General features: G+C 55.5%; 7 protein-coding genes. 6 read left to right on the top strand and 1 reads right to left on the bottom strand.

The window, feature by feature from the left end; genetic code table 11:
• Positions 1-42 precede the first annotated feature (42 nt).
• From RDV48_22585 to RDV48_22565, 5 genes are all read left to right on the top strand, one after another.
• Positions 43-2,700 carry a homoserine dehydrogenase gene (locus RDV48_22585; GenBank protein ID MDQ7825604.1) on the top strand — a complete coding sequence of 886 codons (2,658 nt, stop codon included), beginning with the start codon at positions 43-45 and terminating at the stop codon, positions 2,698-2,700.
• A gap of 131 nt (positions 2,701-2,831) precedes the next feature.
• Positions 2,832-3,509 (top strand): ankyrin repeat domain-containing protein, encoded by a 678-nt coding sequence (locus tag RDV48_22580; protein ID MDQ7825603.1) that lies wholly within the window; start codon positions 2,832-2,834, stop codon positions 3,507-3,509.
• Positions 3,510-3,701: 192 nt separating this feature from the next.
• Positions 3,702-4,913 carry a serpin family protein gene (locus RDV48_22575; GenBank protein MDQ7825602.1) on the top strand — a complete coding sequence of 404 codons (1,212 nt, stop codon included), beginning with the start codon at positions 3,702-3,704 and terminating at the stop codon, positions 4,911-4,913.
• Positions 4,914-4,921: 8 nt separating this feature from the next.
• Positions 4,922-8,785: a CHAT domain-containing protein gene (locus tag RDV48_22570; GenBank protein ID MDQ7825601.1), complete on the top strand. Its 3,864-nt coding sequence runs from the start codon at positions 4,922-4,924 to the stop codon at positions 8,783-8,785.
• Between the two features lie 51 nt (positions 8,786-8,836).
• Positions 8,837-9,601 carry a methyltransferase domain-containing protein gene (locus RDV48_22565; GenBank protein MDQ7825600.1) on the top strand — a complete coding sequence of 255 codons (765 nt, stop codon included), beginning with the start codon at positions 8,837-8,839 and terminating at the stop codon, positions 9,599-9,601.
• A gap of 275 nt (positions 9,602-9,876) precedes the next feature.
• Here the strand turns inward: RDV48_22565 and RDV48_22560 are convergent, their stop codons facing one another.
• A complete protein-coding gene (locus RDV48_22560) occupies positions 9,877-12,453 on the bottom strand; it encodes an FG-GAP-like repeat-containing protein (protein MDQ7825599.1) in 2,577 nt (858 codons plus the stop codon).
• A gap of 649 nt (positions 12,454-13,102) precedes the next feature.
• On the opposite strand from RDV48_22560, the gene RDV48_22555 reads away from it, so the two are divergent.
• Positions 13,103-13,727 (top strand): ankyrin repeat domain-containing protein (locus tag RDV48_22555; GenBank protein ID MDQ7825598.1); only part of this gene is annotated, 625 nt, incomplete at its 3' end.

The following is a 13,727-nucleotide window of genomic DNA, read 5'->3' as shown; positions in this document are numbered from 1 at the left end:
CCGCCAAGACTGATTATAGAATCCCATGGAAGGAGCTGCATCATGCATACCAAGAGGATCATCAAGTTCGGGGGAAGCTCCCTTGCAGGCGCCGAATGCTTCAGAAAAGTAGCGGCAATAGTCTCCTCGTCGATGAAGCTGAATCCTGTGGTGGTCGTCTCGGCCCTGGGAGCAGCGCCGGGAGAGCTGAAAATCACCGACTCCCTCAAGGATCTCACGTCACAGCTCCTGGAGAAAAAGGAGGGCACAAAGCTCCTTGAGGCCATCCTGGCCCGCCATCACAGGATCCTGAAAGACCTTGACCTCTCCCCGTCAGTCCTCGGCGCCGAGGAGCAGGAGCTGAGGGGCCTGGTACAGGAAGTGAAGAGGGGAGCCTATGCCTCGAAGGATGAGGCCTATGACGCCCTCATGGGATTCGGCGAGGTACTCTCGGCGAAAATAATGGCCTCACTGCTTGCATCGTCAGGCCTTCGCTTCATAGCCGCCCATCCGCGGGAATTCCACTTCCAGACCAACGACGCCTTTGGAAACGCCGATATCCTCGAGGAGAGCCTTGAAAAGATCGCATCCCGCATAATCGCCGCGAAGGATCACATAGTATTTCCAGGCTACATCGGCTTCACCGCAGGCGGGAGGAGGACCACCCTCGGGCGCGGCGGCTCCGATTACACAGCGGCCGTGCTGGGAGCGGCCCTCAAGAAGGACGTGGAGATATGGACTGACGTGGACGGTATCTACCGGATCGCCCCGCCCTTTCTTCCCCCGCAGTTTAACGCCATGGGCCACCCTGAGTCCATCCCCGAGCTCTCCTACGAGGAGGCCTTCCAGATGGCGGCCTTCGGCTCCCGGGTCCTCTTTGAAAAAGCCATGTACGCCGTTTTCCAGGCGGTGAAAAAAGGGAAGCACATAAGGCTTATCATCAAGAACACCTTCAGGCCCGAGCACCCGGGCACGGTCATATCAAGCGTCCACCGGCACCTGGGTGAGCCCCGCGGCATTACATGCCTCGAAGGGACGCAGCTCTTCACCCTCTATCCGCGCAGCGAAGAGGAGGCCCAGGCTTTCCGCAGCGGGGTGAACAGCCTCGGGGGCGTCTCGACGCTCATGGCATCGGAGACCTCCGGGCGGCTCTCGCTGGTGCTGGACCGGTACCATCCCGATCTCTCGAGGCTTGAGTCCAGGTTCACAAGCCATCTCTCAAGGGACCAGGTCCTGGTGAAAATCGTCGGCGACGGCCTTGGGGAAAACCCCGAGACCCTCTCGAGGATCCACAGAACTCTCCATGCCGCCGAGAATCCCGAAAAATTCGGCATGACAATAGTGCACAAGTCTCCGCAGCTCCTCACCGACACCACCTTTGAATTCCTCGTAAAAAAGAGGGGGCTCCCCGACATTCTGATGGCTCTCTACAAAGGGCTTTTCATGGACCGCTCCGTCGTCGTGGGCATGATGGGGCTCGGGACCGTGGGAGGCGGCGTGCTCCATTATGCCAGGGACCTCTACAGCCACGAAAAAGGCGTCTTTGACCTTCACTTCCCGCTGGCGCTGGTGAAAAACGAGAAAAAGAAGCGAAAGGGCGTAACCGGCATAAAGCTCACCGGCAATGCCGCCGATATCCTGGACGATCCCACCGTGGACATCGTGCTCGAGGTGATGGGAGGGATCGAGCCGGCAAGGACATTCGTGCTGGAAGCCCTCGCGAAGGGGAAAGATGTCGTGACGGCAAACAAGGCGCTCCTCGCGGAATGCGGCGTGGAGATCTTCCAGGCAGCGGACCGCTCCAGGAGAAACCTTGGCTTTGAAGCGAGTGTCTGCGGAGAGATCCCTATTGTGGACGATCTGCTCAAGTTTCCAGGCCTCCATGACATAGAAGGAATCGAAGGGATCGTGAACGGGACAAGCAACTACGTCCTTACCCGCTTCATGGAAGGCATGGCACTCGATGAGGCCATCGGGATTGCCCAGCAGAAGGGCTTCGCCGAGGCCGATCCCACCCTTGACATATCGGGCACCGACGCCTCACAGAAGCTTGCCATCCTTGCCTCTATCCTTTTCAACGAGCCCGTCAATTACAGGGATATTTACAGGAAAGGTATTGAAGGACTCATCCCCGCCGACCGCATGGCGTTCCAGGAGTGGGGCGTCACCATCAAGCCCCTGGTGCTTGCAAAAAGTGAAGGATCGGCCCTCACCCTCGTGGTGTCACCGGCCCTTGTCCCTTCTCACCACCCCCTTGCGGCAGTGAGAGAAGAGAATAACGCCCTGGCTCTCTATCTCAAGGGGAGACAGGAGCCCATCACTCATATCGGCAAGGGCGCCGGCGCCATTCCCACGGCGCGATCAATCGTGAGGGACATTCTGGAAGTATCCAGGAAATCGAGAGCTTACATGGTGAACCTCCCGGGGTTCTTCAAGGTGAAGGCGAGAAGCCACAGGGAGGACCAGGCCTCCTTCGAGGCAGACTGGTACGTGAGGCTCACGGTGCAGGACAAGCCCGGCGTTTTTGGAAAGATAGCCACAATACTGGGAGAGAGCGGGCTCTCCATAAGGCAGGTCATGCAGGAAGAGCTCCCGGGACGCCAGGGAGCCCATGTGATGCTTGCCCTCAAGAAAGCTCCCCTTGAGCGCCTCGAGGCGGCTGTTGAAAAAATCTCACACCATCCCTTTGTCAATGAGCATTTTTCATGCGTAATGCGCTGAAAGGCCCGTGCCGGCCTTTCAGCGACAGAACGGGGAATTATGCCTCATGGGAGGCGACCGGGACAGAGGAGATTCCTATGGCACCTGTTGAATAGTTATAGAGATCTTAACCTCGGACCGCAGGGAGCACCATGGCAGAGATTCACGATTACGCATCTACCGGCAATCTCGAAAAAATCAAGGAGCTGGCCGTAGTCGATAAGAAAAACATCGACAAGAGAGACAGCTTCAACATGACGCCCCTCCACTGGGCTTCCTTCTGGGGGCACTACCAAGTCGTGGAATTCCTCACCTCCTTCGGCGCCGACATCAACGCAAAGACCAACGTGCGCTCGACGCCGCTCCACAGCGCTGCCGTGGGAGGGCACCAGAAGATCGCCGAGCTTCTCGTCGCCAGGGGCGCTGATGTCAACGCCAAGACAAAGGCCGGTCTTACCCCTCTCCACAGCGCCGCTTCAGGAGGCCATCTTGACATGGTGACGCTTCTTTACTCCCGGGGCGCCAGTGTCAATGCAAAGACAAAAACCGGGCAGACTCCACTCCAGGGCGCGGCTGCAAAGGGCTACCGCCACATCGTGAGGGTGCTGGTGCAGGCCGGCACCGACGTCAACGCCCCTTCAAAACATGGCAATACGCCTCTCCACGAGGTGGCTATTAAAGGCTACCGCGATCTTGCGGAGTTCCTCATCTCCCGGGGGGCCGATATCAACGCCAGGAACAAGAAAGGACAGACTCCCCTGCAATGCGCCCTTATCCACTCCCATAAGGAGATTGCCGCTTTCATCCGCTCAAAGGGCGGCGGCGAATAGCGCTTCACGGCCTTTCAATGACACCGCCGCAGGAATGAACCGGAAGAAGGAATATCCATGACGGCGAAGAAGTGAGAGGCATTGAAAAAACCTTTGAACCCCATGAAGCCGGCAAAGAAGGACACGCTCCCCGCCCCCCATCTCACCCTTCTTGACAAGTAAGCCGGAAAGGAACCGGAAGGAGAACTGCTCATGCGCACAGGAAGAATTGCTCTCTTGCTGATCCTGCTCATTTCGATTGCCTTCGCCGCCATGGCCGCGGCAGGGCCGGGAGAGGCGGCCGCTAAAAGCCAGAGCGGGCCGGATAAGATTGCCGCAAGCTATAACACCTTCGGCTTCTCCCTTTACTCCGATCTCCTGAAGGAAAACAAGCACAAGAACGTCTTTATCTCTCCCACGAGCATCGCGCTTGCCCTGGCTATCGCCTGGAACGGCGCCCAGGGAGAGACAATGAACGGCATCGCCAAGGTCCTCACCATCTATGGAATGCCGGAAAACGAGGTAAACGCCCTCAACAAGCTCCTCATTAATTCTCTGAAAAAGGCCGATCCCAAAGTAGACATCGCCATAGCCAACTCTCTCTGGCTGCGCACGGGAATGTCCTTCAGCCCGCAGTTTATCAAGAAGGCCAGGGAGTCATACAGCGCAGAGGTAAAGGTCGGTATCGATGCGGCCCTCATCAACGAGTGGGTGAAAAAGAACACCAAGGGGAAAATCACCTCCATCGTGGACAAGGTGCCCCCCAACGCCGTGCTCTATATTATAAACGCCGTGTATTTCAAGGGGGCATGGTCACAGAGATTCGATAAAAAGCTCACGGCGCAGAAGCCCTTCACCATGGCAGGCGGAAAGAAAAAGAACTGCCCCTTCATGGCGCAGTCAGGATCATATCTCTATTACCGCGGCGACAAGTTCCAGGCGCTGCGCCTTCCCTACGGAGACAAAAAGCTCGCCATGTATCTCTTCCTGCCGGACAGGAACTCCTCGCTTGACGAGTTCCACGGGAAGCTCAGCAGCACGGCGTGGAAGTCCTGGATGGAAAAATTCGAGGATGCCGAGGGCACCGTGGAAATCCCCCGCTTCAGGTGCGAATTCATGGCAGAGCTCAATAAATCCCTGAAAGCTCTCGGGATGGGGGCTTCCTTTGACAGCTTCCGGGCGCAGTTTTCCAGGATGAGCGACACTTTCCTCACGATAAGCTCCGTGCTCCATAAAAGCTTCGTCGAGGTGAACGAGGAAGGCACCGTCGCCGCGGCAGTCACTTCCGTGGAGATTCGTGATACGGCCATGATGGAGCCTCCCAAGAAATTCACCTTCAAGGCCGACCGCCCGTTTTTCTTTGCCATCGTTGACGGCAGCACGAAATCGATTCTGTTCATGGGCTCCCTGGCTGAACCCCGCTAGGCGCCTCCATGAAAGAGCACCGCGCCCCTCACTTTGCCCTGCTTGCTCTTTTGCTGCTCCTTCTTTTTCCTGCCCGCTCCCTCCGGGGGAAGGAAAGCCTGCCGTCCCCTGCGAAAAAGGCCGCCACCTCACTTGAAGAAAGCCGGTACGGAGAGTGCGAGAAGGCTCTTCGGGAATGGCTTGCCGAGGCGAGAAAAAACCGCGACGGAAAAAGCGAGGCACTCTGCCACCTGCGGTGGGCGGAGCTCCATCTTGAAGGGAAAAGATTCTTCCAGGCATCCCAGGAGGCCGCTGAAGCCCTGGACCTGTTCAAAGCCCAGAAAGAATCAGGGGGCGAGTTCTCCTCCCGGCTTGCCCTGATAGCATCGGCATCGGGGAGAAACAGGAAGCAGGAAGCCTATGCGTTTCTCTCCTCACTGGAAGGCAGGCTTCCTGAAAAGCTCCCCCCTGAGGGCCACATCGATTTCTTCCTGCTGAGGGGAGAGCTGCTGAGAGAGAAAGGGGAGCTTGATCTCGCAGGAAAAAATTTCGATGAGGCGATAAAGAGGGCCATCGGGGCACAGGATATGCTGAGAAGAATCAAGGGCCTTCTGGAGCGGGCCCTTCTTTACGGGGAAAAAAGGGAATTCGTGAAGGCGCGCCAGGACCTTAAAGAAGCCCGCGAGCTCATGGCGGAACGGGAGATGCCCTACCTTGCCGCCAGGCTTCTTGAGGCTGAGGCGGACCTTGCCGTCAGGGAGGCGGAGTCTGAAAAGGCTCTCACCTTGCTCTCAGGCTCATGTGAGATTTACCGGCTCATCTCAAATGAAAGTGCCGCGGGTGAGGCACTCCTCGGCATTGCCGGCATTTACGGGCGGCAGAACTGCTGGGACAAGAGCGCCGCCGCCTGCAGAAAGGCACTCGGGGTCTTTCAGGGCGCCCATGATGCAAGGGGGCAGATAACCGCCTGTGAGAAGGCCCTCAACCTCATTTTCTTTACAAGGGACAGGGAAGAATACCGGGTGCTCCTCAAGGCTCTCAGGAGCGCCGCCCTTCAGGCGCCCGACGATTTCGAGAAGGGGCAGGCTTTTGCAATCGAGGGAAGAGTGCTGATGAACCAGAAAGACAGCCCCGCCCTGGCCCTTGAGGCCTACCAGGAGGCATTGAAATGCTACCGGGCAGGATCGTACCGCCAGGGAATGATGGAATGCCTGAAAGCGATGGGCGATATTCATAAAGGGGCCGGGGATTATGAAAAGGCCCTGGCCTCATACCAGGAGGCGCTCTCTCTTGCGCCTCAGGAGCCGGAGGCCTCCCCGGATGCACTCTCCATGGCCGGCATACTCAGGGCTCTCGCCATGCTCTCGATCCAGCGCTCACAATACGACAGGGCGCTTGCTTACTATGAAAAGGCCCTGGCAGCCGACGAAAAGGCGCAGGATACCAGGGCCCTCATCGAGGACCTCGCAGGAATCATAGGCATCTCCATTGCCACCTTTGACAGCGAGAGGGCCTCCCGGGACATCCGGAGGGCTTTCAAGGAAATCGGCTCCCTGAAGGAAGTGCCTGACCGTGCCATCGCTTACAATGAGATCATCAACACCATCGTGAATGCCGCATTCCGCATGGATGAGCTGAGCACTGCCGACAAGCTGATCTCTTTCCAGGACTCCGCGGCTTCGGAAATCATAAAGGGCATCGCTCTTGACGAGACGCTCCTCTCGTCAATCCTGGAAGGGTACAGGGAATGGATCCTCCATGCCCGTGAAAAGAAGGACCCTATGGAAGAGGGTCTCGCAACCTTCATGACAGGCTTCTTCTTCCATGTCGCCGGGAGGCTCGAGCAGGCCGGAGATAATTACCAGAGGGCCCTTGCCATCTTTGAAGAGGCCAAGGCCAGGCCTTTCGAGGGCCTTATACTCTTTTTGAGCGGCCAGCTTCTTATTGAAAAGGGCTGCCCCGGGGAAGCGATAAAGCCCCTTGAAAAGGCCCTCGCCTTATTCAGGAGCACAGGCCACCTTGACAATGAGGTGAATATCCAGTGCTACCTGGCGATTCTCCACCGGGAGCTCAAGAACAATGAGAAGGCCCTCCACCACTTTGAAGAAGCCGCAAAAAGGGCCGGGGGATCACCGGACAAAAGGCTTCAAACCCTCGCCCTCACCGGGATGGGCTCCACCTATTTCTCAATGGGCTCCTGCAAGGAAGCGCAGCAGGCCTTCCTCAAGGCCTGCGCCCTCCTGGAGAAATCGGGAGAGATAAAGAAAAAAGCCCTCACCGAGGTCTCCCTGGGGAGAACCTGCCTCTCCATGGGAAACAGCAGGGAGGCGGAGGCCTGCTACCGCAGGGCCCTTGCCACCTTCCGCTCGCTGGGAAGCGTCATGGAGGAGCGCGATGTGGTCATTGAGCTCGGCGAGGTGCTTGAGAAAACCGGCAAAGAGAGTGAAGCCCTTCCGCTTTACAGGGAGGCTCTTGACAAGGTCTGCGAAATAAGGGAGCGCCTGAATCCCGGGAACAAGCCCGGGGGGGCGGCAATGATGGCTCCCACAAGGAGGCTCTTCGAGAAGACTATAGCGCTCCTTATAAAAACACAGCATTATGACGAGGCCCTCAAGTATTTCAACCTTTCAGGCTCCTACGAGCTCTTCGGCGACTTTGACCCCTCGTCTATCACCACAAAAGACGAAAAGCTCCTCGAGCTGCTGAAGAAAATGGATGCCCTCAAGAAAAAAATGAGCCTTCTCCAGCATGACATGGAAAAAAACGCCAGCACCGAGCGCAAGGATTACCTCTCAGGCGTCCTTGCCTCGACAAAGTCCGACTTTTTTTCCGTGATAAACCAGATAAAACAGAAAAATCCCGATTATGAGCAGTTTCTCGCCCTCCAGGGCCCGGAGCTCGCAGGCCTCCAGCCTGCCATTCCCGATGACACCCTCATTCTTGAATACTACCCTGCCCAGGAGAGCCTCTACCTTTTCGCGGTGACAAAAGACTCCTTCTCCATAAAACAGTCTGACATCAGCCGCCAGGCCCTCTACAGGCTTGTGCGGAATTACAGGGAGGAGATCCAGAGGCGCTCACCGGGGGAGACCGGTTCGGGGGGGCTCCTCTACCGGCACCTTCTCAGGCCTGTGAAAGAAGAGATAGAGAAGGCGAAGAACGTGGAGATAATTCCAGGAGGCCTTCTCTGGTATGTCCCTTTTGAGGCCCTCTCCGACGGGCAGGGCTTACTGGAGGGAAAAAATGTCGGGTATCTCTATTCCTCTCACATCATAAAGCTGCTCACCGAGAGAAAAAAAGATATTACCGGGGCTTCAAGGCTCCTGGCCTATGGAAACCCCTCCGGCGCCGATCTTCCCTTTGCAGAAAAGGAGGTAGAGCATCTGGGATCGATTTTCAGCGAGAGCACAATCCTCACCGGCGAGGGAGCCACGGTGGAATCTTTCCTGAAAGAGGCGCCGCAGGCGGCACTCATCCACCTTGCGACTCACAGCATCCTCAGGCGGGATCGCATCAACGAGAGCTCCATACAGTTTGCCGGCGCCGGGAAGATACTGAGCCTTGGCGAGCTCTACGGCCTCACGCTCCCCGCTGCTTCACTGGTGGTGCTGAGCTCATGCGAAAGCGCCCTCGGCGAAGAAAATCCCGGCAAGGAGTTCGCAAGTCTTGCATCTGCCTTTACCATAGCGGGGGCGCCGTCGGTGGTTGCGTCGCTCTGGAGAGTTGAGGACTCCTCGACAGCCCTCCTCTTCGGAGAGTTCTACCGGGCTCTCGCCCGGGGGCACTCAAGAAGCGAATCGCTCAGGCTTGCCAAGGAGTCGCTCAGGAAAAACCCGGAGACGGCGGCGCCCTTTTACTGGGCGGGCTTCATCCTCCTCGGTGACTGGCGCTGAAGGAGGCCCTTCAAGAGCGGCTCCACTTACCCTGTGAAAGGAGTGACAGACATGGAGAAAAATCCTTTTGACGCCATGGCCCATCTCTATGATCTTATGGTCCCATGGGAATCAAGGCTCTCCCGAGAGGAACCCTTTTACCGGAAGGTCTTCGGCCTGCCAGGGAAAAGGATACTTGATGCCGCCTGCGGCACGGGCCGCCATGCCCTGCTTTTCCATTCCTTCGGCCACGCTGTCACGGCAACAGACCTCTCAGAGGCCGCTCTGACCGTGGCGAAGAAGCATGCCGCTTCGCAGGGGTCGGAGCTCAAGTTCGTGCGTGAAAACCTTCTCTCCCTTGAAGGCTCCTTCGGGGAGGATTCCTTTGATTTTCTCACCATCCTGGGCAATTCCCTCGCGCAGTTCAAAGAGGCGGAGGCCCTCACAGGGATTTTCCGGGGGGCAGCGGCGATCCTCGCTCCTGGAGGGACCCTGCTTTTCCAGATCGTGAACTTTCATACACTGACAGTGAGGGAAGGCCGCTTCATGCCCCTCAGGGTGGTGAGGGATGGTGAAAGAGAGCTGCTCTTCCAGAAGATCTTCGAGTTCTGCGGAAGCCTTGTGGTCCTGGACGTGCTGATTTTTGCAAAGCGCGGGTCACAATGGGAGCGCCATGCCGAGTCCACGGTTCTTCGCCCTTGGAGCAGGGAGGAGCTGGAGCCCCTCCTGATGGAAAACGGCTTTGCCGGCGTCTCCTGGTACGGCGATTTTTCCTTCGCCCCCTTTGAGAGAGAGACTTCAAAGGACCTCATCGCGGTGGCGAAAGTGCCCCATTGACGGCATCGCCCATTTCAGGTATTACAATTTTGTCATAACCGCCCCAATGGCCACTGCCTCTGCTATAATAAGTGAAGCAGATGCCGGTGGTGTAGATAAGAGATACTTCGCTTTGGACGACGTGGTTGCAGGTTCAAGTCCTGTCCCCTCTGCGTGGAGGGGTAGCTCAATGGTAGAGCACGATGCTCTTGTCGCCTGTTCCCCGGCATCTGCTCTTTAGGGGGCGTAACGCTTACGCAACATATTTGCCCAATTTATTACCAAGGACTGTGTGATTAATAGTAACCGAATACCGCTCCCCAGAAAAGATCCTCAAAGGTGTCAGTACTCAGAGTGACATACCTGACTTCTCCCCAGGTGAAAATCCAGAACTTAAGCTTGCTTCCAATAGGTTCCGCACCGAGAAGGAGCACCCAGTGATCAAAATGATTCACTTTGCAAGGTCCTTCTCCCGGAAGTATCTTTGAGTCGATCAGAAGAGCCACGGGATTTCCTGCATCAACGGCAAAGTGGCCCTCTGCGAGCGCCGATTTTTCACCGTAAAGGTATGTTGAGGTATAGACGGCGTTTGTGCATCCGATGATTGATTTCATCCACATCCTCATTTCCCCGGGGAAAGTGATTGCTACAGTAGCATCGTCCTCTTCATAATCAAATACGTCATTTTCATAGTCTCTCATGCTTGCGGCCAGCATCCAGTCAACCTGAGCCATTGTATCGGGCACTTTTGCTGAAGTTATATGAGCACCGGGCTTAATCACCTCGCTGTAGCTTTTAAATTCTCCCTTCTCAAACATAGTGCGGCACATGCTAACATAGCGCTCCGGATCTTTCATGGCAAGAGCAACAAGTATTGCCATGGGACCGCATAATGACTGGTCGCTCTGCCTCATGAGGGTCGGGTTCTCAATTCGAGCCCTGATTTCGTGAATAAGAGCATCTTTGGCAATTTTTGTGAACTTTCCCGGGGCCTTTGATTGCTTGAAGTTTTCAAGCGCATCCATGGCATTCATTGTGCGCCTGTCTTCGCCCAGGCACATCAGAGAGTAAGTAAGGGTGTAATTCGCATCATCATGGCGGAATGTTTTATCAATAGTATCTCCCGGTGTGTCCTGCAAGGTCACATAAATTGTTCCAAGGAGATCGTCTGCGTCGGGAGCGTCAAGATCCCACAATACAATCTTTACATTCTGGTAAAAAGGAACTTTAAGGTCAAGAGGCCAGCTGCTTTTCTTGCCCATTTCTTTCTTGAGCGAGGTAACCAGTTTGCCGTCTGCAAATATGCATAATTTACTCTTGTCATTACCCGAGGATTCAGTGATAAGGCAAGAGAGATTCTTGAGGCAGAGCTCTCCGTTTTTCAGATAGACAAGAGATGGATACAAGGCGGCAAATGTGTCCGGAACTTCAGAGCCGATACAGAAAAAGTCATGCCACTTCTGCAGTTTCTTGAATTCCACCCCTGTGGATACCATGACATTCACATCGCCTCGTTTTTCCTTTTCTCTTGCGTCGTGGCTGAATATGGCTATGTCATCAATCTTATCTCCGTCAAAATCGCCTGCCACAGGTATTTCCTGATAGGCACATGTATAATCGCACCACTTTTTAGGGGCCTGGAAGCTTTTTCCCGTCTTTCCGTTGGAAATGGCCACCTCTACCTTACCGCCCGGTGATCCTCTCTTGACGCAGGCGATATCATCCTTGCCGTCACCGTTGAAATCACCCACAAGAGGAATTTCGTATTTTTCAACACAGAATAATCCACGCCATTTCTCCTTTGTTCCCGAGAAGCTTTTTCCCGTAGAGAGCGCCACATATACATTGCCGCAGGCAGGATCCCCATGCTTGGTATCCAGGACAAAGGAGGCGACATCATCTTTACCGTCACCGTCAAAATCACCTACAAGAGGAACTTCCTTGTCCAGACAGAAGCTATCATGCCATTTTTTGGGCTCGGAGAAACCGGTACCGTGAGAGAGCGCTACATATACATTGCCTTGCTCGTCTCCCGTCAGACTGCTGCGGACAAAATAAGCGACATCATCCATGCCGTCACCATTAAAATCACCCACTGCCGGGATCTTGTTTCCTGTGCAGAACTCTTCACGCCACACTCCTTTTGGCCCGAAAGAATCTCCCTTGGAGAGGGCGGCCATTGCCTGCCCTGCCTTTTCATCTCCGTGGGCGGCATAACGGGAAAAGCTTACAATATCAACCTTCCTGTCGCCATTGAAGTCTCCCATGGAAGGGATCTTCATAGAGCGGGCAGGCTGCACTGCATCTACTTTTCCATCTCCGTTTGTGTCTGACAAGGCACCTATATTCACGGTTCTGCAGAATCCTTCATGCCATGTATCGCCTTTTTTAAGAAAGCTTGTGCCTGAAGAAAGAGCCACAAACACAATGCCCTTTTCGCGATCAAAGGCAATAATATCGTCCTTTTTGTCCCCGTTAAAGTCGGTTCTCCATTTGTGCTTGCTCGTGTAATAAAAAGGCTCATCGGGAACATCCAGCTTCTGAGTGGTGTCGCCTGGTGCAGTATAGGTAATCGTCACAGTATTTGAGATTCCTGGTTTCTCTTCATATCCTCCACCCTCTTTAGTTACGGCAGGAACTATTCTTGCATAAAAAGTGGCAGTCTTCTGTGGCTTCCCTGGAAGGTACGGAGACATTTTAATCTGAAACCATGCCATCTGTCCTGATGCGGGATTCTTAAGCCATTGTGAGTCCATGAGGGGACCTCCACTGCCGAAAGGCTTGGAGGAAATCTCCCAGCGGCTTTCCGCCGTGGCGATGTTATGAGGCACATAACGGAAGGTAAGAGTCTCCGGGGAGGTTATGGTAATCATGTCTGCCCACTTTTCTGTTGATGCTGACGGGACTTTGACCTCGAGCTTTACACTTTCTGGGAGCTCGTGTATCACCGGAGGGCGGCCGGAAGGAGAACTCGTCGGGCCGGGAGTTGGCCTTCTGGAGGGAGTTTCTAAGGGACTACTCGTCGGGCCGGGAGTCGGCCTTCTGAAGGGATTTGTCGAAGGAGTGACCACTGGTCTTCCGGATGGATTGCTCCCAGGGCTCGCTGTCGGGTTAATGGTTGGGTGAGCTGTGGGGCTGGGAGATGGCCGGCGGTAAGGGTTATTTCTCCCATCGGCATTGGATATTTTATTGAATATCACAAAAGACACCACAAGCAGTATGGCAAGGAAAATAAGCCCTCTGTGTTTTGCCATGGGGGTAATTCTCCTTTTATGTATATGGGGAATTATGACGTAATCCTCTTCTCTTATAAATGGCTTCGCTCCTGCCCTGGTTCTATTGAGACTTCAGAGTTTTGAACATAAGCTCGACTTCCCGGCGGGGGCACAGGTTCTCGCGGTATCCCCCGGCACCCTGAAGGAAAGAGAGAGGCCGGGATGGTATTTTCAAAGAGCAGGGCTTCACAGAGAATCATTGATAAAAGCCTGCAATTCCCGCAAGAGCCAAGGAGGGATTCCTTCGATGAAAACATTGATCTCGGTGATGATACTCGTTCTTATCCTGCTCCCGGCCCCCCCGGCGGGGGCCCAGGACATTTTCAGCGAAGCCGCGAGGGGAGACTCGGCGAAAATCAGCGATCTTCTTAAAAAGGACAGCACCCTTGTGAGCAAGAAAAATGAGCAGGGCAGAACTCCGCTTTTTCTCGCAGTGGAGCAGGACAGAAGAGAGGCCCTTGAGGTGCTCCTCGCCGCGGGAGCCGAGGTAAGCGCTAAAGACTCCTCGGGAAAAACACCCCTTCATTGCGCTGCTTCCAATTCCCGCAGGGAGATGGCACGCCTTCTCATCTCAAAAGGTGCTGACATCAATGCGAAGGACAACAACGGCAAAACGCCTCTTCATGCTGCCGCCGAAGAGGGCAGAACAGAGATCGTGGCTCTTCTCCTGGGCGGAACCTGGGGTTCCTCGCAGGGCGGCATGAGAGGGCCCGGAGGACAGGGCGGCTACCAGCAGGGACCCGGAGGGCAGGGAGGACAGCAGGGAGGCATGAGAGGGCCCGGAGGACAGGGCGGCTACCAGCAGGGAGGCATGAGAGGGCCCGGAGGACAGGGCGGCTACCAGCAGGGGCCCGGAGGACAGGGCGGCTACC

This window comes from Candidatus Eremiobacterota bacterium (assembly GCA_031082125.1).
In the GTDB taxonomy this organism is placed as follows: Bacteria; Vulcanimicrobiota; CADAWZ01; order CADAWZ01; family Ess09-12; genus Ess09-12.
This window is presented reverse-complemented; position numbering and strand designations above follow the sequence as displayed.

Bases quoted from the DNA above. Each gene is read 5' to 3' on its own strand.
- RDV48_22585 (MDQ7825604.1), top strand. From the start codon at position 43: ATGCATACCAAGAGGATCATCAAGTTCGGGGGAAGCTCCCTTGCAGGC.
- RDV48_22580 (MDQ7825603.1), top strand. From the start codon at position 2,832: ATGGCAGAGATTCACGATTACGCATCTACCGGCAATCTCGAAAAAATC.
- RDV48_22560 (MDQ7825599.1), bottom strand. From the start codon at position 12,453: ATGATTACCATAACCTCCCCGGAGACTCTTACCTTCCGTTATGTGCCT.
- RDV48_22570 (MDQ7825601.1), top strand. From the start codon at position 4,922: ATGAAAGAGCACCGCGCCCCTCACTTTGCCCTGCTTGCTCTTTTGCTG.
- RDV48_22575 (MDQ7825602.1), top strand. From the start codon at position 3,702: ATGCGCACAGGAAGAATTGCTCTCTTGCTGATCCTGCTCATTTCGATT.
- RDV48_22565 (MDQ7825600.1), top strand. From the start codon at position 8,837: ATGGAGAAAAATCCTTTTGACGCCATGGCCCATCTCTATGATCTTATG.